At 61.5% G+C, this 26,793-nt stretch carries 19 protein-coding genes; 9 read left to right on the forward strand and 10 right to left on the reverse strand.

Annotation, left to right across the window (positions count from 1 at the left end; all coding sequences use genetic code 11):
• Nucleotides 1-3 precede the first annotated feature (3 nt).
• The 4 genes from CD175_RS22330 to aqpZ all read left to right on the forward strand — a co-directional run bounded on the left by CD175_RS22330 (nucleotide 4) and on the right by aqpZ (nucleotide 4,229).
• Nucleotides 4-807: an alpha/beta fold hydrolase gene (locus tag CD175_RS22330; RefSeq protein ID WP_104450479.1), complete on the forward strand. Its 804-nt coding sequence runs from the start codon at nucleotides 4-6 to the stop codon at nucleotides 805-807.
• Between the two features lie 3 nt (nucleotides 808-810).
• Nucleotides 811-1,368: a peptidylprolyl isomerase gene (locus CD175_RS22335; protein WP_095963783.1), complete on the forward strand. Its 558-nt coding sequence runs from the start codon at nucleotides 811-813 to the stop codon at nucleotides 1,366-1,368.
• A gap of 94 nt (nucleotides 1,369-1,462) precedes the next feature.
• Entirely contained in the window at nucleotides 1,463-3,295 is a 1,833-nt protein-coding gene (locus CD175_RS22340) for an ABC transporter ATP-binding protein (protein WP_102698947.1), read from the forward strand.
• Nucleotides 3,296-3,530: 235 nt separating this feature from the next.
• The gene (aqpZ, locus tag CD175_RS22350) at nucleotides 3,531-4,229 is read left to right on the forward strand and encodes an aquaporin Z (protein ID WP_007972470.1); all 699 of its coding nucleotides are present in this window, start codon (nucleotides 3,531-3,533) and stop codon (nucleotides 4,227-4,229) included.
• A gap of 17 nt (nucleotides 4,230-4,246) precedes the next feature.
• Here the strand turns inward: aqpZ and CD175_RS22355 are convergent, their stop codons facing one another.
• Nucleotides 4,247-5,371 carry a GNAT family N-acetyltransferase gene (locus tag CD175_RS22355; protein ID WP_104450809.1) on the reverse strand — a complete coding sequence of 375 codons (1,125 nt, stop codon included), beginning with the start codon at nucleotides 5,369-5,371 and terminating at the stop codon, nucleotides 4,247-4,249.
• A 280-nt stretch (nucleotides 5,372-5,651) separates the two neighbouring features.
• Between CD175_RS22355 and CD175_RS22360 the strand changes: the two genes are divergently transcribed.
• Nucleotides 5,652-6,983: a putative porin gene (locus CD175_RS22360; protein WP_104450480.1), complete on the forward strand. Its 1,332-nt coding sequence runs from the start codon at nucleotides 5,652-5,654 to the stop codon at nucleotides 6,981-6,983.
• Between the two features lie 251 nt (nucleotides 6,984-7,234).
• Here the strand turns inward: CD175_RS22360 and CD175_RS22365 are convergent, their stop codons facing one another.
• From CD175_RS22365 to aceK, 3 genes are all read right to left on the reverse strand, one after another.
• Entirely contained in the window at nucleotides 7,235-8,356 is a 1,122-nt protein-coding gene (locus CD175_RS22365; protein WP_104450481.1) for a beta-ketoacyl-ACP synthase III, read from the reverse strand.
• 341 nt (nucleotides 8,357-8,697) lie between these two features.
• Nucleotides 8,698-12,609, reverse strand: a complete 3,912-nt coding sequence (gene hrpA, locus CD175_RS22370) for an ATP-dependent RNA helicase HrpA (RefSeq protein ID WP_104450482.1) — start codon at nucleotides 12,607-12,609, stop codon at nucleotides 8,698-8,700.
• Between the two features lie 214 nt (nucleotides 12,610-12,823).
• A complete protein-coding gene (gene aceK / locus CD175_RS22375; protein WP_102698952.1) occupies nucleotides 12,824-14,542 on the reverse strand; it encodes a bifunctional isocitrate dehydrogenase kinase/phosphatase in 1,719 nt (572 codons plus the stop codon).
• Nucleotides 14,543-14,723: 181 nt separating this feature from the next.
• Here aceK and CD175_RS22380 point away from each other — a divergent pair, with 181 nt between their 5' ends.
• Nucleotides 14,724-15,632: a DMT family transporter gene (locus CD175_RS22380; RefSeq protein WP_104450483.1), complete on the forward strand. Its 909-nt coding sequence runs from the start codon at nucleotides 14,724-14,726 to the stop codon at nucleotides 15,630-15,632.
• Between the two features lie 139 nt (nucleotides 15,633-15,771).
• Here CD175_RS22380 and CD175_RS22385 read toward each other — a convergent pair whose 3' ends face one another.
• The 6 genes from CD175_RS22385 to CD175_RS22410 all read right to left on the reverse strand — a co-directional run bounded on the left by CD175_RS22385 (nucleotide 15,772) and on the right by CD175_RS22410 (nucleotide 23,197).
• Nucleotides 15,772-17,352, reverse strand: coding sequence for an aldehyde dehydrogenase (NADP(+)) (locus tag CD175_RS22385; protein WP_104450484.1), 1,581 nt, complete (start codon nucleotides 17,350-17,352; stop codon nucleotides 15,772-15,774).
• Nucleotides 17,353-17,386: 34 nt separating this feature from the next.
• Nucleotides 17,387-18,382: an AraD1 family protein gene (gene araD1 / locus CD175_RS22390; protein WP_104450485.1), complete on the reverse strand. Its 996-nt coding sequence runs from the start codon at nucleotides 18,380-18,382 to the stop codon at nucleotides 17,387-17,389.
• Nucleotides 18,383-18,435: 53 nt separating this feature from the next.
• Nucleotides 18,436-19,611, reverse strand: coding sequence for an L-rhamnonate dehydratase (locus tag CD175_RS22395; protein ID WP_015096352.1), 1,176 nt, complete (start codon nucleotides 19,609-19,611; stop codon nucleotides 18,436-18,438).
• Nucleotides 19,612-19,903: 292 nt separating this feature from the next.
• Nucleotides 19,904-20,908, reverse strand: coding sequence for a 4-hydroxythreonine-4-phosphate dehydrogenase PdxA (locus CD175_RS22400; RefSeq protein ID WP_104450486.1), 1,005 nt, complete (start codon nucleotides 20,906-20,908; stop codon nucleotides 19,904-19,906).
• Nucleotides 20,905-21,864, reverse strand: a complete 960-nt coding sequence (locus CD175_RS22405) for an amidohydrolase family protein (RefSeq protein WP_104450487.1) — start codon at nucleotides 21,862-21,864, stop codon at nucleotides 20,905-20,907. Before CD175_RS22405 ends, CD175_RS22400 begins: the two co-directional genes overlap by 4 nt.
• A complete protein-coding gene (locus CD175_RS22410) occupies nucleotides 21,857-23,197 on the reverse strand; it encodes an MFS transporter (protein ID WP_104450488.1) in 1,341 nt (446 codons plus the stop codon). The genes CD175_RS22405 and CD175_RS22410 overlap by 8 nt, the downstream gene beginning before the upstream one ends.
• A gap of 419 nt (nucleotides 23,198-23,616) precedes the next feature.
• On the opposite strand from CD175_RS22410, the gene CD175_RS22415 reads away from it, so the two are divergent.
• Genes CD175_RS22415 through CD175_RS22425 form a run of 3 tightly spaced genes read left to right on the forward strand, consistent with a single transcriptional unit; the run spans nucleotide 23,617 to nucleotide 26,746 of the window.
• Nucleotides 23,617-24,633 (forward strand): Bug family tripartite tricarboxylate transporter substrate binding protein, encoded by a 1,017-nt coding sequence (locus CD175_RS22415; protein WP_007972451.1) that lies wholly within the window; start codon nucleotides 23,617-23,619, stop codon nucleotides 24,631-24,633.
• 53 nt (nucleotides 24,634-24,686) lie between these two features.
• Nucleotides 24,687-25,220, forward strand: coding sequence for a tripartite tricarboxylate transporter TctB family protein (locus CD175_RS22420; RefSeq protein ID WP_104450489.1), 534 nt, complete (start codon nucleotides 24,687-24,689; stop codon nucleotides 25,218-25,220).
• Nucleotides 25,217-26,746, forward strand: coding sequence for a tripartite tricarboxylate transporter permease (locus CD175_RS22425; RefSeq protein WP_104450490.1), 1,530 nt, complete (start codon nucleotides 25,217-25,219; stop codon nucleotides 26,744-26,746). The genes CD175_RS22420 and CD175_RS22425 overlap by 4 nt, the downstream gene beginning before the upstream one ends.
• Nucleotides 26,747-26,793: the final 47 nt, after the last annotated feature.

Consider the following 26,793-nt stretch of genomic DNA (forward strand, 5'->3'; position numbering starts at 1 on the left):
TGCATGGCCTATTTCGAACACGAAGGTTGCAACCTGCACTATGAGGAATATGGCCACGGCACGCCGCTGCTGCTGGTCCACGGCCTCGGTTCCAGCACGCTGGACTGGGAAAAGCAGATCCCGGCACTGGCCACCCGCTACCGGCTGATCGTCCCGGATGTACGCGGTCACGGCCGTTCGGACAAACCCCGGGAGCGCTACAGCATTGCCGGTTTCAGCGCCGACCTGATCGCACTGATCGAGCACCTCAATCTCGGCCCGACACACTACGTCGGCTTGTCCATGGGCGGCATGATCGGCTTCCAGCTGGGTGTGGACCAGCCGACGCTGCTCAAGAGCCTGTGCATCGTCAACAGTGCGCCAGAGGTCAAACTGCGCAGCCGCGACGATTACTGGCAGTGGTTCAAGCGCTGGAGCCTGATGCACGCACTCAGCCTGCGCACCATCGGCAAGGCATTGGGCAGCAAGTTGTTCCCGAAGCCCGAGCAGGCCGACTTGCGACAAAAAATGGCCGAGCGCTGGGCAAAAAACGACAAACATGCTTATCTCGCCAGCTTCAATGCCATTGTTGGCTGGGGGGTCCAGGAACGACTTTCCAAGGTCACCTGTCCAACCCTGATCGTCAGTGCCGACCGTGACTACACACCGGTGGCACTGAAGGAAAACTACGTAAAACTGCTGCCCGATGCGCGGCTGGTGGTGATCACCGATTCACGCCACGCCACGCCGCTGGACCAGCCGGAACACTTCAACCAAACGCTGCTGGATTTTCTGACTGCAGTCGACACCACCACTCAGGATCACTGACCCATGCTGAAAAAAATCGCCCTCGCCGCTGGCACCGTCCTGTTTGCCGCCAACCTGATGGCCGCAACGCCCGCCAAGGCGCCGCACGTTTTGCTGGAAACCACCAACGGCCAGATCGAAATCGAACTGGACCCGGTCAAGGCGCCGATCAGTACCAAGAACTTCCTTGAGTACGTCGACAGCGGCTTCTACAACAACACGATTTTCCACCGCGTGATCCCCGGCTTCATGGTTCAGGGCGGCGGGTTCACTCAACAGATGCAGCAAAAAGAAACCAAGGCGCCGATCAAGAACGAACACAACAACGGTTTGGTCAACGTTCGCGGCACCTTGTCCATGGCCCGCACTTCCGTGCCTGATTCGGCCACCAGCCAGTTCTTCATCAACGTCAAGGACAACGACTTCCTTGACCAGGGTGACGGCTACGCGGTGTTCGGCAAAGTGGTCAAAGGCATGGACGTGGTCGACATCATCGTCAATTCGCCAACCACCGTTCGTAGCGGCATGAAGGACGTGCCGGCCGACCCGGTGTTCATCAAGTCGGCCAAGCGCATCGACTGAGACTAAGCTGGACAAGGATGTCCGAGCCGTTGCCGGTGTTTGCCGGCAACGCTCAAAACGTTAAAAGGAGAGCCCGCGCGCGGGCGAACAACCCATGCTTTATCGCCGTTTTGAAAAACTGATCGATGTTTTCCGTGAAGCACCGACGGCGTCTCCGCCGGACCGGGTTTTCCCTTTTTATACCTATTACCTCAAGCAGGTCTGGCCGAGCTTCGCCGCCCTGTTGATCGTCGGCCTGATTGGTGCATTGATCGAGGTAGCGCTGTTCAGCTACCTGAGCCGCATCATCGACCTGGCCCAAGGCACGCCGAACGCCAATCTGTTCCGGGAGCACGCCCTCGAACTGACCTGGATGGTGGTGGTGGCGCTGGTGCTGCGCCCCATATTCGTGGGCCTGCATGACCTGCTGGTACACCAGACCCTGAGCCCCAGCATGACCAGCATGATCCGCTGGCAGAACCACAGCTACGTGCTCAAGCAGAGCCTGAATTTCTTCCAGAACGACTTCGCCGGGCGCATCGCCCAGCGCATCATGCAAACCGGCAACTCGCTGCGTGATTCCGCCGTGCAAGCGGTGGATGCGTTGTGGCATGTGCTGATCTACGCCATCAGTTCGCTGGTGTTGTTCGCCGAAGCCGACTGGCGCCTGATGATCCCGCTGCTGACGTGGATCTTCGCTTTCATCGGCGCCCTCTGGTACTTCGTGCCACGGGTCAAGGATCGCTCGGTGGTGGCGTCCGATGCGCGCTCCAAACTCATGGGGCGGATTGTCGACGGCTACACCAACATCACCACCCTGAAGCTGTTCGCCCACACTAACTTCGAGCAGCAATACGCCCGCGAAGCGATCAAGGAACAGACCGAAAAAGCCCAACTGGCCGGCCGCGTGGTCACCAGCATGGACGTGGTCATCACCAGCATGAACGGCCTGCTGATCGTCTGCACCACCGGCCTGGCCCTATGGCTGTGGACGCAGTCGCTGATCAGCGTGGGAGCAATCGCCCTGGCCACCGGTCTGGTGATCCGCATCGTCAACATGTCCGGCTGGATCATGTGGGTGGTGACCGGCATCTTCGAAAACATCGGCATGGTGCAGGATGGCCTGCAGACCATCTCGCAACCGGTCTCCGTTACCGACCGCGACCAGGCCAAACCCCTCGCGGTGGCCCGTGGCGAAGTGCGTTTCGAGCAGGTGGACTTCCACTACGGCAAGCAGAGCGGGATCATCGGCGGCCTCAACCTGACCATCAAGGCTGGCGAGAAAATCGGCCTGATCGGCCCGTCCGGCGCGGGCAAATCGACCTTGGTGAACCTGCTGCTGCGCCTGTACGACGTCGAAGGCGGACGCATCCTGATCGACGGCCAGAACATCGCCGACGTCAGCCAGGAAAGCCTGCGCGAGCGCATCGGCATGATCACCCAGGACACCTCGCTGCTGCACCGCTCGATCCGTGACAACCTGCTGTACGGCAAACCCGATGCCACCGACGCCCAGCTCTGGGAAGCGGTGCACAAGGCCCGGGCTGACGGTTTCATTCCTGCACTGTCGGACGCCGAAGGCCGTACCGGTTTCGATGCCCATGTCGGTGAGCGCGGGGTGAAACTTTCCGGCGGCCAGCGCCAGCGCATCGCCATTGCCCGTGTGCTGCTCAAGGACGCGCCGATCCTGATCATGGACGAGGCCACTTCGGCGCTGGATTCGGAAGTCGAAGCGGCGATCCAGGAAAGTCTCGAAACCCTGATGCAGGGCAAGACCGTGATCGCCATCGCTCACCGGCTCTCGACCATCGCCCGGATGGACCGGCTGGTGGTGCTGGAAAACGGCAAGATCGCCGAAACCGGAACCCACGCCGAATTGCTCGCCCATGGCGGCTTGTATGCGCGGTTGTGGCAACACCAGACTGGCGGGTTTGTCGGGATCGATTGAATCCCGGAACAACACACTCCCCTGTGGGAGCGAGCTTGCTCGCGATGACGGAGTGTCAGTCGACAGAAATGGCATCTGATCCACCGCTATCGCGAGCAAGCTCGCTCCCACAGGGATAAGCGTCATACCGAAGATTGAAAAAACCGTGCTGTACTCACTTCAACGTTCTGGAGGTGGTTCTGCAGTCCATCGGCTGGAGGCTCAAGGCAGCATAATCTCGAAAGGGCACTCTCTTATGTCTCTGTTAAAACGTTCGGCGACTGAGTTGGTAGGTACGTTCTGGCTGGTATTGGGTGGTTGCGGCAGTGCAGTGCTGGCGGCGGCTTTTCCGGAGGTGGGGATCGGCTTGCTCGGGGTGTCTTTCGCGTTTGGCCTGACCGTGCTGACGATGGCCTTCGCCATCGGCCATATTTCCGGCTGTCATCTCAATCCTGCGGTATCCCTCGGCCTGGTGGTGGGTGGGCGGTTTCCTGCCAGTGAATTGCCGGCCTACATCATTGCCCAGGTCATTGGCGGCGTGATTGCAGCCGCCCTGCTGTACTTCATTGCCAGCGGCAAACCCGGTTTCGAACTGGCGGGAGGTCTTGCATCCAACGGCTACGGCGAACACTCGCCTGGCGGCTATTCGATGGCGGCAGGGTTTGTCTGTGAACTGGTGATGACCGCGATGTTCATCCTGATCATCCTCGGCGCCACCGATAAACGTGCACCGGCAGGACTGGCGCCGATCGCCATCGGCCTGGGGCTGACGCTGATCCACCTGATCTCGATCCCGGTCACCAACACCTCGGTCAACCCGGCGCGCAGCACCGGCCCGGCGCTGATCGTCGGCGGCTGGGCGATTCAACAACTGTGGATGTTCTGGGTCGCACCCCTGCTCGGCGCAGTGGTTGGCGGCGTGCTGTATCGCTGGCTGGGCAAGGAAGACAACTGACACGCCTACGGTGAAGATCAGCCTTGTCGATAAGGCAAGGCTGACTTCGCGTCCTCTGCATAAGCCAGCACCCCCAGCCGCTCCTGCTCCAGAAAGTCTTTCACCGCCGCCTTCAACCCCGGATGCCGCAGGTAGTGCCAGGAATGGGTGATGACGGGCTCGAATCCACGAATCAGTTTGTGCTCGCCTTGCGCACCGGCATCGAAACGCTGGAAACCGTTGGCGATGGCGTAGTCCATCCCCTGGTAGAAACAGGTCTCGAAATGCAGGCGATCGAACTCCGCCAGGCATCCCCAGTAACGGCCATAAAAGCTGTCGCCCCCCACCAGACTGAACGCCATCGCCACCGGCCGTGAACCCTGCCTGGCCAGCACCACGCGAATCGACTCCGGCATGCGTTCGGCCAACAGGCTGAAAAACTCCCGCGTCAGATACGGCCTTTGCCGGCGCACCGCGTACGTATTGGCGTAGCAGGCATAGACGAAATCCCATTGCGCCTGACTCAGCTCCCGCCCTTGCAGCCATTCAAACTCGAAACCCTGCCCGGCCACCTGCTCGCGCTCCTTGCGCATCTGTTTGCGTTTGCGCGAACTGAGCACGTCGAGGAAGTCCTGGAAATCCCGGTAACCGCGATTCTGCCAGTGATACTGACAGCCAACGCGCTGCAGCCAGCCGGGCTGCTCGCTCAATGCCGCATCGGTGAATGGATCGGTGAAGTTGATGTGGGCGCTGGAAAGCCCTTCGAGTTCAAGATAACCCGGCAGGCTGTTCAACAGTTCGAAACCGTCTTCGACCGTGGCCGCCAACAGTCGCGGCCCGGTGACCGGACTGAACGGCACCGCGGTCAACAGTTTGGGGTAGTAATCGATGCCGGCGCGTTCGCAGGCATCGGCCCAGGCGTGATCGAACACGTACTCGCCGTAGGAATGCCACTTGCGATAACCGGGCAGCGCGGCGATCAGGCGCTCACCTTCAACGTGCAGCAGATGCTCGGGCTGCCAGCCGGAATGGGGGCCGACACTGCCGCTGTCTTCCAGTGCGCTCAAAAAAGCGTGACGCAGAAAAGGCTGACTCTCCGGCACCATTGCATCCCAGGTCTGCGGGGCGATTTCTGACAGTTTTTGCAGGCGTTGCAACGGCATCACCATCCTCACTCTTCGTGGCGTGAAAGCCCCGCGAGTATCGCCTATCGCTCCACATTGCACACGGGCAAAGCGACGACAGCGCTCTAACTCAATAGTTCACGGCGGCTTTGTATCGTCATGGACATGACATCACATCGCCACCGCTCTGTCATAAACCATCGCGATACTGGCGCCTGTTTTTAGAGCGCCGGGTTATACCCGGCCACAGTTTTCCGCCCCTTACGGTCGGTTGTGCCCCGGATGGCTCTGTCATCCCCTCTCATCTTCGGAGATTGATATGCGTCTTGCTTCCACGAAAACTGCGGCGGCCTTGTGCGGTGGCCTGTTGCTGGCCATGAGTGTTCCGGCCAGTGCCGCAGTCGACGCCAAACTGCTCGACATGCTCAAGGCTAACGGCTCGATCACCAACGCGCAGTACAGCGAACTGCAAGCCGAGCTGGCCAGGGATCAGAAAGAACAGCAGATTGCCCGTCAGGCTCAGCAAGAGACCAACGAGCAAATCGCGGCCACCGCGAAGAAAACCGACACACTGAGCGCCTTCGACCAGAAGCTTGCATGGGCTGCCAAGACCCAGTTCAAGGGCGACGTGCGCTTCCGTCAGGAAAACGTCCACAACGATGGCGTGCCAAACAACAAGGACCAGGATCGTCAGCGCATTCGTGCCCGCCTGGGTGCCTACAGCGAAATCAACCCGCAGGTCGACACCGGTATCCGTATCGCCACCGGCAGCAACGACGACGCTCGCTCGACCAACCAGGACCTGAACAACTACTTCGACAAGAAGCAGATCTGGCTGGACCAGGGTTACATCGACTACCACCCGGACGCGATCAAGAACCTGCACCTGGTTGGCGGCAAGATGCCGCAACAATGGGTGAGCATGGGCGACATCATCTGGGATAGCGATATCAACCCGGAAGGCCTGGCTGTCACCTACAAGTACCCGCTGAGCGGCAGCACCGAACTGTTCGGTAGCGCCGGTCACTACACCCTCAAGGACAACGTCGACGGCGAAGGCGTGCAATTCAAGCACGACCTGCGTCTGTACGCCGGCCAGTTGGGTGCGCGCTTCGGCATCACCGACAGCATGAAAATGACCTTGGGCGGCAGTCTCTACTCCTACGACAACGACTCCAGCAGCGCCTGCCCTACCTCGGGTACCGTTACTGCGCCATGCGCACTGGCCGTCAACGGCAACAGCCCGGGCGAACGCTTCAAACTGTACGAAGGCTTTGGTCAGCTGGACTTCAGCAACCTGCCGGTTCCGCTGTCGATCTACGGTCAGTACGTCAACAACACCGATGCCAGCAACGACCAGGACACTGGCTGGCTGGCCGGTGTGAAGTCCAAGCTCTACGGCTTCAACGTGGACTACAACTACCGCGACGTACAGCGTAACGCTGTGGTGGGTGCCTTCACCGACTCCGACTTCGCCAACGGCTTCACCGGTTCGCGCGGCAGCAAGCTGAAAGTGAGCTACGACCTGGACAAGAACTTTGCCCTGGGCGCGACCTACTACATGGCGACCTCGGACCAGACCAACGCCAACATCAACAAGAAGGACTCGGACATCAACACCCTGCAACTGGATGCCGAAGCCAAGTTCTGATTCAACCCGCTACACGACTCGGGCAAGGAAGCCCGGGCCTCTTTTACAGCCTGGCGTTGATGTATCGGTCCCCATCATCCTCCGATGCATCAACGCGAGACTGTTTTCTCTCCCGCAATAACCGCCAACCTCCCGCAAAAAAAGATCGCAGCCTGCGGCAGCTCCTACGCTGACCGGATTCTCCGCGATATCACGTTGAAACCCAGTCCTGTAGGAGCTGCCGCAGGCTGCGATCTTTTCAAGCCGCAGAATCAGCGCTTGCGCAGCAACACGCTACCAATCGAGTAACCGGCGCCGAACGAGCTGAGCACCGCCAGCGAACCGGCGGCCAGATCGTCCTGGTTCTTGTGGAACGCAATCACGGAACCGGCGGAACTGGTGTTGGCGTAGGTGTCGAGAATCACCGGGGCTTCCTGTTCGGTCGCATCGCGGCCCAGCAGTTTCTTGACGATCAGGTGGTTCATGCTGAGGTTGGCCTGGTGCAGCCAGAAGCGCTTCACGTCGCTGATGTTGAGCTGGTTCTCTTGCAGATGCTCAGCGATCAGCTCAGCCACCATCGGGCAGACTTCCTTGAACACCTTGCGGCCTTCCTGCACGAACAGTTTGTCCTTGGCGCCGATGCCCTCTTCCGCCGCGCGGTTGAGGAAACCGAAGTTGTTGCGGATGTTGTTGGAGAACTTGGTCAGCAGCTTGGTGCTGACGATGTCGAACTGATACTTGGACGTCGCCAGGTCGGCACGCTCGATGATCACCGCGGTGGCGGCATCGCCGAAGATGAAATGGCTGTCGCGGTCACGGAAGTTCAGGTGGCCGGTGCAGACTTCCGGGTTGACCATCAGGACCGCGCGGGCCTGGCCCAGTTGCACGCTGTTGGCGGCGGTCTGGATACCGAAGGTCGCCGAAGAGCACGCCACGTTCATGTCGAAACCGAAACCCTGGATGCCCAGCGCTTCCTGGACTTCGATGGCAATGGCCGGGTAGGCACGTTGCAGGTTGGAGCAGGCGACGATCACGCCGTCGATGTCCGCTGCGGTCTTGCCGGCACGCTGCAGGGCTTGTTCGGCCGCGCCGATGGCCATCTGGCACAGCACCGACCACTCGTCGTTGGAACGTTCCGGCAGGCGCGGGGCCATGCGTTCCGGGTCGAGAATACCGTCCTTGTCCATGACAAAGCGGCTCTTGATGCCGGAGGCTTTTTCGATGAATGCGGCGCTGGACTCGGTCAATGCCTGCACTTCACCGCGTGCGATGGCGTCGGCGTTGTCGGCGTTGAATTGCGCGACGTAAGTATTGAAAGACTGGACCAGCTCTTCATTGGAAATGCTGTTGGCCGGGGTGTACAGGCCGGTGCCGCTGATGACGACGTTATGCATGGTCGTGTCTCTAATCTGTTCAGGCAGAAAGCATTGGCACCGTCGTACCAACACACAAGGGGTCTATTCCCGTCCGGGGACGCAAACCTGGCATCGCTTTATTCCGTGACGCCACCTGGCCGAAGGCTCTAGGTCGCGAAACCGGCATTTATGGTCGCGAAGTTTGCCATAAACCTTGGGTTTTGGCGCCTTTTTGCTGGATGAACCCTACCTGCGGGCCATGCAAAACTGTGGGAGCGAGCTTGCTCGCGATTGCGGCCTGACAGGCAACATAGATGTTGAATGTGATGCCCCCATCGCGAGCAAGCTCGCTCCCACAGGGTATTGCAGTGGTCTCAGGTCTACGGTTCGACCTGGCTCCACTGCTTGTTCAGGCGCTTGTCGGAGATCGGCACCTTGGTTCCCAACTGTTGAGCAAACAGCGAAACCCGGTACTCCTCCAACCACCAGCGATACAACTCCAGCTGCGGGTCACGCTTGCCTTCCTGGGCGTGTTTATTGGCGCGGGTCTGGTATTGCGTCCACAGGCCGCTCAATTCGCCGCTCCAGACCCGGTCGCGCTGCACCTGGGCACCGATTTTTTCGAAGCGCTGCTCAATGGCCTTGAGGTAACGCGGCAATTCCTTGAGCCACTGCATCGGTGTTTCCCGGACAAACCCCGGATAGACCAGGTGGCTGAGCTGCTGCTTGATGTCGTTCAGGGCCACGGCCTGCGCCAGGTCGATCTTGCCCTTGAAGCGTTTTTGCAGACCATGCCAGAGCTTGAGGATTTCCAGGGTCAGCTTCGCCACACGCTCGGCGTGCTCGGTCCAGGCGCCACGCTTGCGTTCGGCCAGGGACGCCAATCCGGCGCCATCGCGTGGCAGCGGGTCTTCACCTTCGAGAATGCAGCTGTCGAGGCTGGCCAGCAGAATGTCTTCCACCAGCGCATCGACACGCCCCATGTCGCGATACAGCAGGCCCAGTTCGGTCAGGCCCGGCAACTTGCCGCGCAGGAATTTTGCCGACTCGGCCAGTTGCTGCATCAGCAAGCGTTGCAGGGCACGGCGATGCTGGAACTCGGCCTCGGCCGGTGTCGAGAAACGCCCTTCCTTGACCGTGCCGGCTTCTTCCACCAGTGCCGGATAGACCGTCATCGACAGTCCGGCGATCTTCTGCTGGGTCTTCTCGGCCACGGCGGCGAAGACTTTCGGCTCCACCGGCAGCTGGCTCTTCGCGGTTTGCGGCACCGCCAATGCGGCCTGGCTGGCCTCGGCGAAACGCGCCGTCAACTCAGCCAGATCGCGCCCTTCGCCGAGGAACTTGCCCTGGCCGTCGACGATTTCCAGGTTCATCCGCAGATGGCTTTCGACCTGCTGTGCCGCCTCGGCCCAGGCTTCATCGCTGACCCGCGCACCGGTCATGCGTAGCAGCTCGCGACCCAAGGCCTGGGGCAGCGAGCCTTCGGCAAAGGTCATGCGCTGCAAGGCAGCCTTGACGAAGTCCGGCACCGGCACGAAATTCTTGCGCAGGGCCTTGGGCAGGTTGCGCACCAGGGCAATGCACTTGGCTTCGATGACACCCGGCACCAGCCAGTCCAGGCGTTCCGGCGGCAGCATCGGCAACAGCGGTGCCGGCACACGCAGGGTCACGCCGTCCCGTGGATGGTTCGGTTCGAAGTGGTAGCTGAGGGCCAACTCCAGATCGCCGATGTGCAGCGTATCCGGGTAATGCTGCGCGGTGACCTCACTGGCTTCACGGGCCAGCACGTCCTCTTCGCGCATGATCAACAGTTGCGGATCTTTCTGACTGTTGATCCGGTACCAGCTGTCGAAGGTCGCGGTCTGATGAATCTCCGCCGGCAGGCGCGCGTCGTAGAAGGCGTACAGGGTTTCTTCATCAGCCAGGATGTCGCGACGGCGGGCCTTGGCTTCCAGTTCGTCGAGTTGCTCCAGCAGCTGTTTGTTGGCCGTCAGGCACTTGGCTTTGGACTGAATCTCGCCGCGCACCAGCGCTTCGCGGATGAACAGTTCACGAGACACCACCGGATCCACCGGGCCGTAATGCACCGGCCGTCGTCCGACCACGATCAACCCGAACAGGGTGATCTGCTCGAACGCAACCACCTGGCCGCGCTTCTTCTCCCAGTGCGGTTCGAAGTGGTTTTTCTTGATGAGGTGCCCGGCGAGCGGTTCGATCCAGTCGGCGTCGATCTTCGCCACCATGCGCGCGTAGAGTTTGGTGGTTTCCACCAGTTCGGCGGTCATCAGCCACTGCGGACGCTTCTTGCCGATGCCCGACGACGGGTGAATCCAGAAACGCCGCTGACGCGCGCCGAGATAATCGCCCTCTTCGGTTTTCTGGCCGATCTGGCTGAGCAACCCCACCAGCACTGCCTTGTGCAGTTTCGGGTAATCCGCCGGCTCTTTATTGAGGCTCAACTGCATGTCGCGGCAGATCAGGCTCAACTGGCGATGGGAATCGCGCCATTCGCGCAGGCGCAGGTAATTCAGGAAATTCTTGCGGCACCAGTTGCGCAGCGGGTTGGCGGTCAGGGCCTGGCGTTGCTCTTCGAATCCGCGCCACAGGTTGACCAGACCGGCGAAGTCCGAGTCGGCGTCTTTCCACTGGGCGTGGGCCTGGTCCGCCGCTTGCTGACGCTCCGGCGGACGTTCGCGCGGGTCCTGGATCGACATGGCGCTGGCGACGATCAGCACTTCCTGCAAGCTGCCGAGCTTCGCCGCTTCCAGCAACATACGCCCCATGCGCGGGTCCACCGGCAGCCGCGCCAATTGGCGACCGAGCGGGGTCAACTGGCTGTTGCGGTCCACCGCCGAGAGTTCCTGCAGCAGGTTGTAACCGTCGCTGATGGCCTTGCCATCCGGCGGCTCGATGAACGGGAACGCGCTGACCTCGCCAAGGCGCAGGTGCAACATCTGCAAAATGACCGCCGCGAGGTTGGTCCGCAGGATTTCCGGATCGGTAAATTCCGGGCGACCGAGGAAATCCTCTTCGCTGTACAGGCGCACGCAGATGCCCGGCTCGACCCGTCCGCAACGGCCCTTGCGCTGGTTGGCGCTGGCCTGGGAAACGGCTTCGATCGGCAGGCGCTGGACCTTGGCCCGGTAGCTGTAACGACTGATGCGCGCGGTGCCGCTGTCGATCACGTAACGGATGCCCGGCACGGTCAGCGAGGTTTCCGCGACGTTGGTTGCCAGCACCACGCGACGCCCCGGGTGCGACTGGAAAATCCGCTGCTGCTCGGCCGGCGACAGGCGCGCGTACAACGGCAGGATTTCGGTGTGCTTGAGCTGGGCCTTGCGCAGCATGTCGGCGGCGTCGCGAATCTCGCGCTCACCGGGCAGGAACACCAGCACGTCACCGGGACTGCGGCGTTCACTGCGCTCATAAGCGGCGATTTCGTCGAGGGTGGCGAGGATCGCCTGATCCACCGTCAGGTCGTCCTCGACGCGGTTACCCTCTTCGTCCTGCTCCAGGGTCAGCGGGCGATACCAGGTGTCCACCGGGAAGGTACGCCCGGACACCTCGACAATCGGTGCATCGTCGAAGTGCTTGGAGAAACGCTCCAGGTCGATGGTCGCCGAGGTGATGATGACCTTCAGGTCGGGACGGCGCGGCAGCAGGGTTTTCAGGTAGCCGAGCAGGAAGTCGATGTTGAGGCTGCGTTCGTGGGCTTCGTCGACGATGATCGTGTCGTAGCGTTCCAGATAGCGGTCGTTCTGGGTTTCCGCCAGCAGGATGCCGTCGGTCATCAGCTTGATCAGGGTGTTGGAATCGCTCTGGTCCTCGAAGCGCACCTGATAGCCGACCAGGGAGCCGAGCGGCGTGCCCAGCTCTTCGGCAACCCGGCTGGCCACGCTGCGCGCCGCGATCCGCCGTGGCTGGGTATGGCCGATCAAGCCATGCTGGCCGCGCCCGATTTCCAGGCAGATCTTCGGCAACTGGGTGGTTTTACCCGAGCCGGTCTCACCGGCGATGATCAGCACCTGGTGCTTTTCCAGCGCCTTCTTGATTTCGTCGCGCTTGGCGGCAATCGGCAAACTGTCGTCGTAACGAATCACCGGCAGGCTGGCACGGCGCGCCAGCACCTGCTCACAGGACGCCTGCATGCGCGCCACCCACTGGCCCAGCTTGGCCTCGTCGGGTTTCTTGCGCAGCTCAAGCAACTGCCGCCGCAGCCGGTGGCGGTCGGCGAGCATGGCGTGATCGAGGTTTTTCAGCAGTTTGTCGATGGAGGGCGATTCGTCGGTCATCGGGTACGCAATTCAGTCGTCTAGTGGCGCAGGGTGCGGATTGTCGCAGATTTGCCATGGATTGGCTGATTCTCCTGTAGGAGCTGTCGAGTGAAACGAGGCTGCGATCTTTTGATTCTAAAAAATCAAGATCAAAAGATCGCAGCCTTCGGCAGCTCCTACAGGAGTTTGTTGTGATCGTTCCCACGCAGAGCGTGGGAGTCATCAGGTTGAATTATTCGTTATCGAGGCCTTTGCGGCGATACGGAAACACGTCGATCACTTTGCCGGCGCGAATCGCCTCCTGCAGGCTCTTCCAGTAATCGGCGTTGTACAGCTCGCCATGCAACTGATCGAACAACCGGCGCTGCCCCGAATCGGCAAACAGGAACGGCGGAAACTCTTCCGGGAACACATCCAGCGGCCCGATCGAGTACCAGGGTTCGGACGCCATCTCGTCTTCCGGCGTGCGCGGTTGTGGAATGTGGCGGAAGTTGGCCTCGGTGAGAAAGCAGATTTCGTCGTAGTCGTAGAACACCACCCGGCCGTGACGGGTGACGCCGAAGTTCTTCAGCAGCATGTCACCGGGAAAGATGTTGGCCGCCGCCAGTTGCTTGATCGCCAGGCCGTAATCTTCCAGGGCTTCGCGCACCTGCGCTTCGTTAGCGTTTTCCAGGTACAGGTTCAGCGGGGTCATGCGCCGTTCGGTCCAGCAGTGACGGATCAGCACCGTGTCGCCTTCCACCGACACCGTGGAGGGTGCGACGTCCAGCAATTCCTCCAGGCACGCCGGGTCGAACTTGCTCAGCGGGAAACGGAAGTCGGCGAACTCCTGAGTATCGGCCATGCGCCCGACCCGATCGACGCTTTTCACCAGACGGTACTTTTCGATCACCGTGGCGCGGTCGACATTTTTCGATGGTGAGAAACGGTCCTTGATGATTTTGAACACGGTGTTGAACCCCGGCAGGGTGAACACGCTCATGACCATGCCGCGCACACCGGGGGCCATGATGAACTGGTCGTCGGTGTTGGCCAGGTGATTGATCAGCGCCCGGTAGAACTCCGACTTGCCGTGCTTGTAGAAGCCGATCGAGGTGTACAGCTCGGCGATGTGCTTGCCCGGCAGGATGCGCCGCAGGAAGCCGATGAACTCCGCCGGCACCGGCACATCCACCATGAAGTACGAGCGGGTGAAGGAGAAAATGATCGACACGTCCGCTTCGTCGGTGATCAGCGCATCAATCTGGATGCCGCGACCTTCGAGGTGCAGCAAGGGAATTGCCAGCGGCCATTGCTCGTCGGCGGTGTAGATGCGCCCCACCAGGTACGCACCTTTATTACGGTACAGCACTGAGGAAAACAGCTCGACGCTCAACTCCGGGTCCTTGCACACCCAGTCTGGCAGGTTCTCGCGCAGTTGCGCTTCGAGGCGCTTCAGGTCACCGGACAGGTCGGCGTAATCCTCGCTGAAGCGGTAGTCGGCGAAGATGCTGGCAAGCATCGCCGACAGTTGGCCTTGCGGCTTGTAGGTACGGGTTTGCGCAGCCCGGGCACGACGCAGGCTCGGCCGGGTGGTGTGGATGAACATGCAGCCGTCGCTGATCAGGTCATGGCTGAACAGCCCGCAGAAGATCGAGTTGTACCAGGTCTCGGACAATTCATCGTCGAAGCGCAGGTCGATCAGGCTGATGTAGGCACTTTTCACCAGTGGCCAGCAGCTGACGTCCAGGGTGTCGGCGTCAAACGCGGTGCGCAGTCGCTCCACCGTTTCACTGACTTTATCTTCGTACAGATTGATCCGCGCCGCCGACGCCGATTGCGTCTCTTGCCACCGGGCCTGTTCGAAACGGGCCCGGGCACCGTCGGTGATCTGCCGGAAATGCTCGCGGTAATCGTCAAAGCCATCGAGGATCAAACGGGCGATGTCGGCGGCTGGCCATTGCTGCGGCATGGTGAGACCTCTGCGGGAATTCGGGAGGCTTGAGCTTAGCCAGTGAACCGGGTGCAGGAGAAGTGTAATTTTCCACTCGCCGCGTCATCGACGCCCTGAAGAGTTCAACGCCCGGTTTTCGGTTGCTATCGATCACACACTCAGCAACACTTTCGCCCCTCCCCGAAGGAAGGACCGCGCTGTGAACCCCGTCGATATTTTCCGTTTACTGTCCCTGGCGGCCATTTGGGGTGCGAGTTTTCTGTTCATGCGCATCATCGCCCCGGTGATCGGCTCCCTGCCCACCGCGTTTTTCCGCGTATCGATTGCCGCCGTCGGGTTGCTGGTGATTCTTGGCCTGATGCGCATCAGCTGGGATTTCAAGGGCAAACTCAAGACCGTGATGCTGCTCGGGGTGATCAACTCAGGCATCCCGGCGACCCTGTACTCCGTTGCCGCGCAGGTGCTGCCTGCCGGTTATTCATCGATTTTCAATGCCACGACCCCCTTGATGGGCGTGCTGATCGGCGGCCTGTTTTTCCATGAAAGGCTGACTGGCGCCAAGCTCGGCGGCGTGTTCCTGGGGTTGTTCGGCGTGGGTGTGCTGACCCGTGCCGGTCCGGTGGCGTTCGATATGGCACTGCTGATGGGGGCCGTCGCCTGCCTGCTCGCCACCACGTGCTACGGATTTGCCGGATTCCTGGCCCGCCGCTGGCTCGATCAGGCCGGCGGTCTCGATAGCCGCTTGTCGGCAGTGGGCAGCATGCTCGGCGCGACCTTGTTCCTGCTGCCGCTGTTCGGCTACAGCGTGATCAGCCAGCCACCGGCGAGCTGGGGTGGCTGGAGCGTGTGGCTGTCGTTGCTGGGGTTGGGGCTGGGCTGCACGGCGTTTGCCTACATCATTTACTTCCGGCTGCTGAGCTCGATCGGTCCGGTGAAGTCGATGACCACGACCTTCCTGATCCCGCTGTTTGGCGTGTTGTGGGGGGCGCTGTTTCTCGATGAGCCGCTGTCGATGGCGCATATCTATGGCGGGGTGTTGATTGCGTTGGCGTTGTGGCTGGTGTTGAAGCCGGCTGCGGTGAAGCCGGGTTTGGTGGCTGAGCGGTAGAATGGTTGCGTTGCCGATGACGCCTTCGCGAGCAGGCTCGCTCCCACAGTGGATCTGCTGTGAACACATACACTGCGAACACCCGGATAAAATGTGGGAGCGAGCCTGCTCGCGATGGCGGTGGAACTGACAACAACGATCACCAGGCCAGGTCACTGACCTCCCCATCCACCAGCCGCCGAATCCCCAGCGGATTGCCGTTTTGCAACGCCTCGGGCAGCAGCGCGTCCGGATAATTCTGGAAGCACACCGGCCGCAGGAAGCGATCGATCGCCAGGGTGCCGACCGAGGTCCCCCGTGAGTCGGATGTCGCCGGATATGGCCCGCCATGCACCATCGACTCGCAGACTTCGACCCCGGTCGGATAGCCGTTGAGCAGGATCCGCCCGACCTTCTCTTGCAACAGTTCCGCCAGCCAGCGGTACTCCAGCAGTTCGTCGGCCTCGCCAATCAAGGTCGCGGTCAATTGCCCGCGCAAGCCCTGCAATGCTGCCGCCAACTGCGCCCAATCGTCGACCTCGATGACGATGGTGGTTGGCCCGAACACTTCCTCCTGCAGCAATTCATCGCCCTTGAGCAGCAGGCTCGCATCGGCCTTGAACACCTGTGCCTGCGCCTGATTGCCCTGTTGCGGCCGGCCCGCCAGATGGCTCAGGCCCGGATGTTCGTGCAGTTCGCCAAGGCCCCGGTTGTAGCTGGCCAGCGTGCCGGCATTGAGCATGGTTTGCGCCGGCTGCTGGTTCATGTGGGCACAGAAAGCCTCAAGAAAAGCACTGAACTGCGGCGAGCGCATTCCAATGACCAACCCCGGATTGGTGCAGAACTGGCCACAGCCCTGGGTCACCGAACCTGCCAATTGCGCCGCGATCTGCTCACCGCGCACCTCGAGGGCTTGCGGCAGCAGGAACACCGGATTGATGCTCGACATCTCGGCGAACACCGGGATCGGCTGCGGCCGGTTTGCGGCCATGTGGCTCAGGGCATTGCCGCCCTTGAGTGAACCGGTGAAGCCCACTGCCTGAATCGCCGGATGCTTGACCAGCCATTCACCGACACCGCCGCCGTAGATCATGTTGAACACACCGGCCGGCATCCCGGTTTTTTCCGCGGCACGGATGATCGCGTCAGCCACCCACTGTGCGGTTGCCATGTGCCCGCTGTGGGCCTTGAACACCACCGGGCAACCGGCGGCCAGTGCCGAGGCGGTATCGCCACCGGCGGTGGAAAAGGCCAGCGGGAAGTTGCTCGCACCGAACACCGCCACCGGCCCCAGGGCGATGCGGTACTGACGCAGATCCGGACGCGGCAGCGGTTGGCGATCCGGCAAGGCACGGTCGATGCGCGCACCATAGAAGTCGCCGCGACGCAGCACCTTGGCGAACAGGCGCAACTGGCCGCTGGTGCGGCCACGCTCACCTTGGATACGCCCGGCCGGCAACGCTGTCTCGCGACACACGGTGGCGACAAACGCATCGCCCAACCCGTCGATTTCATCGGCGATGGCGTCGAGAAACCGCGCGCGTTTTTCCGCACTCAGGTTGCGGTAGGTCGGGTATGCCGCAGCCGCCGCTTTGGCAGCGGCATCCACTTCGGCTTCGCTGGCCTGGAAGAAAGTTCCGGGCAAGGGTTCGCCGGTGGTGGCGTCGAGGCTTTGCAACTGCAACGTGCCGTTGGCGCTGCGGCGACCGCCGATGTAGTTGTGTCCAGGAAATAGGCTCATGTGGATTCCTTGATCGATTGCAGACCTACGGGGGTCAGAGTGTGCGTACCTGACCGATAGCCAGCGGCTGGGCGCTCTCGCCGATGCCGTTGACCAAAGGCGCACCGAACTCATCGAGACTGATCTGGAAGCTATCCCCCGGCTGCGTCTTCACACCGTCGGCAAACGACAGCGTGGCGGTACCGAAGTAGTGCACGTGCACATCCCCGGGACGCAAAAACTGCGCGTACTTGAAGTGATGAAATTCGAGATTGGCCAGGCTGTGGCACATGTTGTCTTCGCCGCTGAGAAACTCTTTTTCCCAGATCGTCTGGCCGTTGCGCGTGATGCGGCTGGTGCCGACCAGATGTCTGGGCAACTCACCGACGCGCAGCTCCGGGCCAAAGGAGCAGCAACGCAGTTTCGAATGAGCGAGATACAGGTAGTTGCGCCGCTCCATGACGTGGTCGGAGAACTCGTTACCCAGTGCGTAACCGACACGGTACGGCTGGCCGTCGTCGCCGATCACATACAGGCCGGTCAGTTCCGGCTCCTCACCGGCGTCCTCGGCAAACGGCGGCACCGGGAAATCCGCACCGGGACGCACGACGATGCTGCCATCGCCCTTGTAGAACCACTCCGGTTGCGCGCCGACCTGCTCCGCCGCCGGTTTGCCGCCCTCCAACCCCCACTTGAACATGCGCATGGTGTCGGTCATGCCGGCTTCGACTTCACCGTCGTGCTGGTGCATTTTGTCCCGTGTCGCGGCACTGCCCAGATGGGTCAGGCCGGTGCCGCTGATCAGGCAATGGGCCGGATCTTCGTGGTCCAGCGGCGGCAGGACCTTGTGTTGCTGTAACAGCTGTGCGTAATCCGGACCGGGTTCGGTGCCGCGCCGGGCGATTTCTTCTTGCAGGCTGCACTGGGCACGGATGGCGGCCAGGGCCAGTTCACGGGTACTGCGGGTATCGCGCAGCACCTGGACCCGAGCGCCCTCAACCAGGCCAACCTGGCGTTGCCCGTCGCTGTTTTCAAACTGAATCAGGCGCATGTCGGCCCTCCGAAAAGTCGTGGTGGGCGCCGCGAGAGAGCGGCGCCGGACGGTCACTCGATGATGTTGAAATCGCTCAGGTACTCATCGGAGATTTCCAGGCCCAGGCCCGGCTTGTTGTCATCCAGTTGGATGTAGCCGTTGACCGGTTGCGGCTCGCCCTTGAACACGTAGTAGAAGAGCTCGTTGCCGACTTCGACGTCGAACACCGGGAAGAACTCGGCCATAGGCGAAGCCGTGGTGGACATGGTCAGGTGGTAGTTGTGCATCTGCCCGGCATGCGGGATGACCGGCACCGACCAGGCCTCGGCCATGGCGTTGATCTTGCGCGCGGCGGTGATGCCGCCGACGCGGTTGGTGTCGTACTGGATCACGTCGACGGCGCGGCGTTCCAGCAGGTCCTTGAAGCCGTAGGAAGTGAATTCATGTTCGCCGCCGGAGATCGGCATGATCCCCATCTTCTTCAGCTCGATGTAGCCTTCGATGTCGTCGGCGATCACCGGTTCTTCGAGCCAGCGCGGCTCGAACTCGGCGAGTTTCGGCAACATGCGCCGGGCATACTCGAGGGTCCAGCCCATGTAGCATTCGAGCATGATGTCGACGTCGGGGCCGGCCAGCTCACGCAGGGCGCGCACCTGTTCGATGTTGCGGCGCATGCCCGCCGGACCGTCCTTCGGGCCGTAGCCGAAGCGCATTTTCAGCGCGGTGAAGCCCTGACTCAGGTAGCCCTGGGCTTCTTCGAGAAACAGGTCGAGGTTGTCGTTGGCGTAGAGCTTGGACGCGTAGGTCCAGATCTTTTCCTTGGTGCGCCCGCCCAGCAGCTTGAACACGGGCTTGTTCACTGCTTTGCCCATGATGTCCCAGATCGCGATGTCGATGGCCGAGATCGCCGCCATGCCGATGCCCTTGCGGCCCCAGGCGTGGCTCTGGCGGTACATTTTCTGCCAGATGTATTCGTTGTCGAACGGGTCTTCGCCAATGGCGATCGGCGCCAGGTAGGTGTCGATGATTTCCTTGGCCACACGCGGCGCCAGGGCGCAGTTACCGATGCCGACGAGGCCGGTGTCGGTCTCGACTTCCACCACCAGCCAGCCGTGGAAACGGAACGAGCCCATGGCGTCGCCGCGCTCGAACAGAATGTCGCTGGCGTTGGTGCAGAAGTGCGCCTGGGGTGGCACGACTTTGCCTTTCCACTCGAAAACGCGGGTACGGATCGCTTTGATTTTCATGAATAGAGTTTCCTTGCGCTGCCGGCTTCTTGTCATTGTGAGTCGCTGCACAATGCCGCTCGGGTGGCGGTCTTGCGCATTCGATGGAGCGACTTTAGCCAGCGGCCAAGGGCTGCGGATAATCACTTATGCGTATCCGGCGATAACCTGGAGTGATAGCAAAAACTGATTAGTAGGCATGTCGGGTTATCAGGGTGAAACAAAAAAGATCGCGGCCTTCGGCAGCTCCTACAGAAGAATGCGATCCCCTGTAGGAGCTGCCGAAGGCTGCGATCTTTTGACCTTTCAACAATCAGTAACTATTGCCACCCATCCGGCACGCAATCTCGAACGCCTGGCGAATCGCGCCGACATTGGCCTTGCCCTGCCCCGCGATGTCGAACGCGGTGCCATGGGCCGGGGTGGTGATCGGGATCGGTAAGCCGCCCTGCACCGTGACGCCACGGGAGAAGCCCATCAGCTTGATCGCGATCTGACCCTGGTCGTGGTACATCGTGACCACCGCGTCGAAGGCACTGGCATCACCCTGGACCTTGAGGAAGATCGTGTCGGCCGGATAAGGCCCGTCCGCCGCGATCCCCAGTGCCTGCGCCGAACGCACCGCCGGGCCGATGATGTCCAGTTCCTCGCGACCGAACGAACCGTTATCACCGTTATGCGGATTCAGCCCGCAGACGCCGATGCGCGGCTTTTCCAGCCCGTTGCGCTTGAGCGCGGTGTCGATCAGTTGAATCGCTTCCACCACCCGTTGCTGGCTGAGCAGGCCCGGTACATCGGCCAAGGCCACATGCGAGGTCACCCGCGAAGTCCAGAGATTGTCGAGTACGTTGAATTCGCAGAACGGCCCATGGAAATCCAGCAGCTCGGCGAACCAGTGCAGCTCATCGCTGTGGGCCATGCCGGCCATGTGCAGTGAAGTCTTGTTCAATGGCCCGAACAACACGGCGTCGGTAATGCCCGCTTCGGTCAGGCGCAGGGCTTTTTCCAGGGTGTCGAGGCTGTAGCGGCCACCGATGACGCTGGCCTCGCTACGCGGAAATTCACCAAGGGTGTCGCCGCGAAAGTCATAGAACAGCGGCGTGTCATCGACGAATGCCAACTGCTCCAGGAACTCGACGCGACGATAGGGAAATTCCATGCCGGCAATGCGCATGCCGCGACGCATTTCCGCTTCGTCGGCGATCAGGATCACATTGGCCTGGGCACGCACTTCAGGCTCGCCCAGCAGGCGCGCAATCAGCTCAGGGCCGATGCCCGCCGGGTCACCCAGGACCATCGCGATGGTGGATTTGCTCATGCTTCACTCCTCAAGGGTTCAGGCTGCGCCCGGTCGTTGGCGCAAGGCTCGCAGCGATAGATCCGCTGCGCGTTGCTGTAGAAAAGTCGTTCCTGATCGGCTGTCGGCAGATCGGCGACGATGGATTTGAAACCGCTGTAGATGTCGTCGAACGAGCCGCACAGGCTGTCCACGGGGAAGTTGCTGGCGAACATCGCCCGGTGGCTGCCGAACATGGCGATCACCTCGCGCACGATCCAGGCGTTGTCCTTGGCGCGCCAGCGCTGGCCGCCCTGCCCCAGGCCGGAAATTTTCACCTGCACGTTCGGCCACTGCGCCAGCCGCGCCATCGCCAGACGCCAGCCCGCCAGGCCTTCGGCACTGCGGTCATTGGGCAAACCGGCGTGGTTGAGAATCAGCGTGATGCCGGGAAAATCCCGGGCCAGGCGTTCGGCCTCGTGCAGGTTCCACCAGGGCGTCTGCAAATCGAAATGCAGCCCCAGCCCTTCGAGCGCGGCGTAACTGCGGCGCCAGTGTTCGTCACTCATCAGGCTGCGCATGTGCCCAACCTGCGCCGGCGCGATCGGGCCACCGGGTTTGTGGCGCACGCTGCGCACATGCTTGAAGCGCGCCTGTTCGGTGAGCACATCGATAGCGTCCGGATGATCGAGCCAGGCTTGCGCCACGACCGCATTGGGCACGCCGTAGCGGGTGGCCAGTTGCTCGATGAAACGGGTTTCGCCAATCGGGTCCTGCGGGTTCCACTCGGTCTCGACGTACACCGTTTGCACGACGTTATGCGAACCTGCATCGGCGAAGTAATCCTCGGGAAAATAGCGGCGCTTGATCGCGCTGTAGTCTCCGTAGCGAAACGGTATGTTGGCCTCGGGGGCAAGCCATGGGTGGTCGTTGACGGTCGGGTCCCAGAAGTGATGATGGGCGTCGATGATCGGGCCGTTCCACAACGCGTTAGTCATGGCGCACCTCGTCGAGGCTGATGAACAAGGTCGCGAGCACGAAGACTGCCGAGCACGCCGCGAAGAACCCGAGCACCGGGGCGAAGCCACCGGCCGCTTGCAGAATCACGCCCACCAGGATCGGCACCACGATGCCGCCGCTGCTACCGGCCATGTTCATCACGCCACCGATCAAACCGACCCGCGCCGGCGCCGCCAGCAGCGCCGGGAAGCTCCAGTAGAGGCTGCCCCACATCAGGAAGAACGCGGTCATGGCCAACAGCGCCACCGCCGCAAAGGGATTGCTCAAGGTCGGCAGCAACAGGAATGCGCCGAGGGCCACCAGCCCGGAAAACGCCAGCAGGCTCTTGACCGCCACCCCGCGACTCACGCCTTTGCGAATCAAGCCATCACAGAGGAAACCTCCGGTCAACGAACCGAGTGCCCCGCAGACAAAAATCACGAAGGTCGCCGCACCAATCCCCTTGATATCGAAACCCCGGGCCTGGGCCAAGTAACTCGGGCCCCAGGTCAGCAGGCCGAAATACACCATCGCCCAACTCGCCCGGCCGATCAGCAAACCGCTGAGCGAGCGTGGCGCAATACCCAGCCCCTTGACCGGCGCTCGGGCCGCTTCGGCGGCGGGCGTTGCACGGCCGGCGTTGATTTTCTCAAGCTCCGCCGCATTGACTTGCGGGTGACCGGCCGGGTCATCGCGCAGATAACGCCGTGCCAGCCAGGCCAGCACCAGGGTGGCGATACCGGCGATCACGAAGGCCAGGCGCCAGGAGTCCAGCGAGGCAATCAGCCAGGCAATGATCAACCCGCCAAGGGCCACGCCCAACGGGCTGCCGCTGTCCATCAATACCGCGCCGCGACTGCGTTCGCTCGGGGCCAGCCACAGGGAAATCAGCTTGCCGCCCGACGGGAACAGCGGTGCTTCGGCGGCGCCCAGTGCAACCCGGGCAAACAACAATGACAAGCCGCCGGTAGCAAACGCCGCCAGCACCTGAAACGTGCCCCACAACCCGGTGGACCAACTGATGACCCGGTGCGGGCCGAAGCGATCGATCAACCAGCCGCCGGGAATCTGCAACAGTGCGTAGGCCCAGAAGAAGCTGCTGAGGATCAGCCCTTGCAGGCTCGGCGACAGGGAAAACTCATGGGCGATGGTCGGCATCGCAATGGACAGCGACACCCGGTCGATCAGGTTGACCATGGTCAGCGCGAAGATGATCGCGAAGATCCGCCAGCGTACGTTGCTGGCTTTGGCGGTACCGGCCTGCGGCCTGATCGCTTCGTTGGGCTGGGCAACTGCGCCGGGCAGATGCAGGGAAGCACTGGGACGAACCATGGTGCATGCCTCGTTTATTATTTTTGTGGAGATGCAGACGTTGATAAGCACTATCGAAGGCTCGCTGATAACCGTCTAATCAAAACTTGAAATCAGGCGATAGCCTCGGGTTATGTCATGCCCTGCTTTCAACGACCTTTCAACGTTGCCACGCATTCTTCTGTAGGAGCGAGCCTGCTCGCGATGGTCTTCAACGAAAACGCGAGTTTCCTGAATTAACGCGGTGCCCTTGAGTCCATCGCGAGCGGGCTCGCTCCTACAGAGTTTGCCAAGCTATAACCCCAGGCTATCGGTGTATGTATTGTTTTGACTAGACGCCGTGCCCGCACCTTCACACACTCGGGCCAGGCTTGCGGCTTTACCGCGCAAACAAGCCGCTCATAACAATTACAAGAACATAAATACGAGGCTCTTCCATCATGCGAAATGCATTCGTCCGTCGTACATCCCGTCTGTTTCTTGGTTGCGCACTGATCGCCGCCGGTACCCTTCCCGCTCTCGCCAACGCCGCCTGGCAACCGGACAAGAACGTCGAAATCGTCGTAGCCGGCGGTCCCGGTGGCGGTACCGACCAGCTCGGTCGCCTGATCCAGTCGATCATCACCACGCACAAGCTGCTCGACGTGAACACCATCGTCCTCAACAAGGGCGGTGGCAACGGCGCCGAAGCCTTCCTCGACCTGAAAATGAGCAAGGGCGATGCCGACAAACTGGTGATCGGCACCAACAACATCTACCTGTTGCCGCTGGTGTCCAAGCTCGGCTACGAGTGGCAGGAACTGACCCCGATTGCCGCCGTGGCCGAGGATGACTTCATTCTCTGGAGCTACAAGGGTGCGCCGTGGAAAGACGCTAAAAGCTTCTACGAAGCGGTCAAGGCCGACCCGTCGAACCTGCGCATGGGCGGCAGCCAATCCAAGGACGTCGACCAGACCCTGACCCTGCTGCTGAACCAGACCAACAACAGCAAACTGGTGTACATCCCGTTCAAGAGCGGCAGCGAAGCCGCGACGCAACTGGCCGGCAAGCACATCGCTGCCAACGTCAACAATCCAAGCGAGAGCATCAGCCAATGGCGTGGCGATCAGGTCGAGCCGCTCTGCGTGTTCAGTAAGGAGCGCATGGGCTATACCGACAAAGTCGCCGGTGACAAATCCTGGGCCGACGTCCCGACCTGTCACGAACAAGGCCTGGGCATCGATCAGTACCGCTTCCCGCGCACCGTGTTCATGCCCGGCGACGTCACCGCCGAGCAGCGTGCGTTCTATGTCGAGTTGATGCGCAAAGTCACCCAGACCGATGAGTTCAAGGCTTACGTGAAGCAGAACGCTCTGGTGCCAACCTTCCTCGAGGGCGAGCCGCTGACCGCCTACATCGAAAAAGACACCGCCCGCGTCACGCCGGTGTTCAAAGAGGCCGGCTGGCTGAAAAACTGAGTTGCTCACGGCCGCCCGCCCTGCGTACGGCCGTCACCTCTGGAGGTGCTTTCATGTCCCATTCTTCGGATTCACCACCGCTGGTCGGTACGCGCTGGGTCGAACTCGGCCTGGCACTCTTCACCACGCTGATCGGCGCGGTGGTGATGTTCGGCAGTGTCGAACAGGGTATCGGCTGGGGTGATGCCGGCCCCGAGCCGGGTTACTTTCCCTTCTACATCGGCCTGATGTTGAGCGCCGCCAGTGTGGCCAACGGCGTGTTGACCCTGGTGCGCTGGCAAGCCCTGGGTATTTCATTCGTCAGCCGCAGTGCGTTCAGGCAAGTGCTGTCGGTGTTCGTGCCCATCGCGCTATTCGTCGGTGCGATGCCGTTCACCGGTATCTACGTCGCTTCGGCCTGCTTCATTGCCTGGTTCATGTGGCGTGACAAGGTCCGCGCCAAGCCTTACGGCAAATGGATGATCGGTAGCGTGTCCCTGGGCGCGGTGCTGGCCAGTTACCTGATCTTCGCGCTGTGGTTCAAAGTGCCGCTGGATGCCGGCCCAATGGGCGACTGGATTGCCCTGGCCGGGAGACATTTCAAATGAGCGAGTTCGATTCCCTGCTGCAAGGCATGAACCTGATCCTCACGCCGGGCCATATCGGCCTGATGGTGATCGGCGTGCTGCTGGGCATTCTGGTCGGCGTACTGCCCGGTCTCGGTGCCCCCAATGGCGTGGCGTTGCTGCTACCGCTGACGTTCACCATGTCGCCGGTGTCGGCGATCATCCTGCTGTCGTGCATGTACTGGGGCGCGCTGTTCGGCGGTTCGATCACCTCGATCCTGTTCAACATCCCCGGTGAGCCCTCATCGGTGGCGACTACCTTCGACGGTTACCCGATGGCCCGTGAAGGCCGCGCCGCCGAAGCCCTGACCGCCGCGTTCAGTTCGGCGTTGCTGGGTGCGTTGGCCGGCGTGTTGTTGCTGACGTTCCTGTCGACAAAAATTGCCGCGTTCGCCATGTCCTTCAGTTCGCCGGAGTTCTTCGCGGTGTACCTGTTGGCGTTCTGCACCTTCATCGGCATGAGCAAGAACCCGCCGCTGAAAACCGTGGTGGCGATGATGATCGGTTTCGCCATGGCCGCCGTCGGCATGGACACCGTGTCCGGCAACCTGCGCCTGACCTTCGACCAGCCGATCCTGATGACCGGCATCAGCTTTGAAGTGGCGGTGATCGGCCTTTTCGGCATCGGCGAAATCCTCTGCACCGTGGAAGAGGGACTGGTATTCCGCGGCGAGCATGCGCGGATCACGCCGATGGTGATCCTGCGCACCTGGGCCAAATTGCCGCGTTACTGGTGGACGATTGTGCGCAGCACCCTCGTCGGCTGCTGGATGGGCATTACCCCTGGCGGGCCGACTGCCGCGTCGTTCATGAGCTACAGCCTGGCCCGGCGTTTCTCGAAAAACCGCGACAACTTCGGCAAAGGCGAACTCGAAGGGGTGATCGCCCCGGAAACCGCTGACCACGCGGCCGGCACCAGTGCCCTGCTGCCGATGCTGACCCTGGGCATTCCCGGTTCGGCGACTGCGGCGGTGATGCTCGGTGGCCTGATGATCTGGGGTTTGCACCCGGGGCCGACGCTGTTCGTCGAGCAACACGATTTTGTCTGGGGCCTGATCGCCAGCATGTACCTGGGCAACGTGGTGAGTCTGATCGTGGTGCTGGCCACCGTGCCGCTGTTCGCTTCGATCCTGCGCATCCCGTTCTCGATCATCGCGCCGATCATCATCATGGTCTGCGCCATCGGTGCCTACTCGGTGCACAACTCGTTCTTCGACGTGGTGCTGATGCTGGGCTTCGGTGCACTGGGTTATCTGTTCAAGAAACTCGGCTACCCGATTGCGCCGCTGGTGTTGGCGGCAGTGCTGGGCGACAAGGCAGAAGATGCGTTCCGTCAGTCGATGCTGTTCTCCGATGGGCACCTGGGGATTTTCTGGTCCAACCCCTTGGTCGGCAGCTTGACCACGGCGGCGCTGCTGATGCTGTTCTGGCCGCTGATTTCCAAAGCGCTGCAAACCCTGATCGGCCTGCGCAAACCTCAGGTCGCCAAACCAAAATCGGTGCTGTGACACGCCAAAGCTGGCAACGCCTGGCATTTGTTGTCAGGCTTGCCGCA

This window comes from Pseudomonas laurylsulfatiphila, assembly GCF_002934665.1.
Taxonomy (GTDB): domain Bacteria; phylum Pseudomonadota; class Gammaproteobacteria; order Pseudomonadales; family Pseudomonadaceae; genus Aquipseudomonas; species Aquipseudomonas laurylsulfatiphila.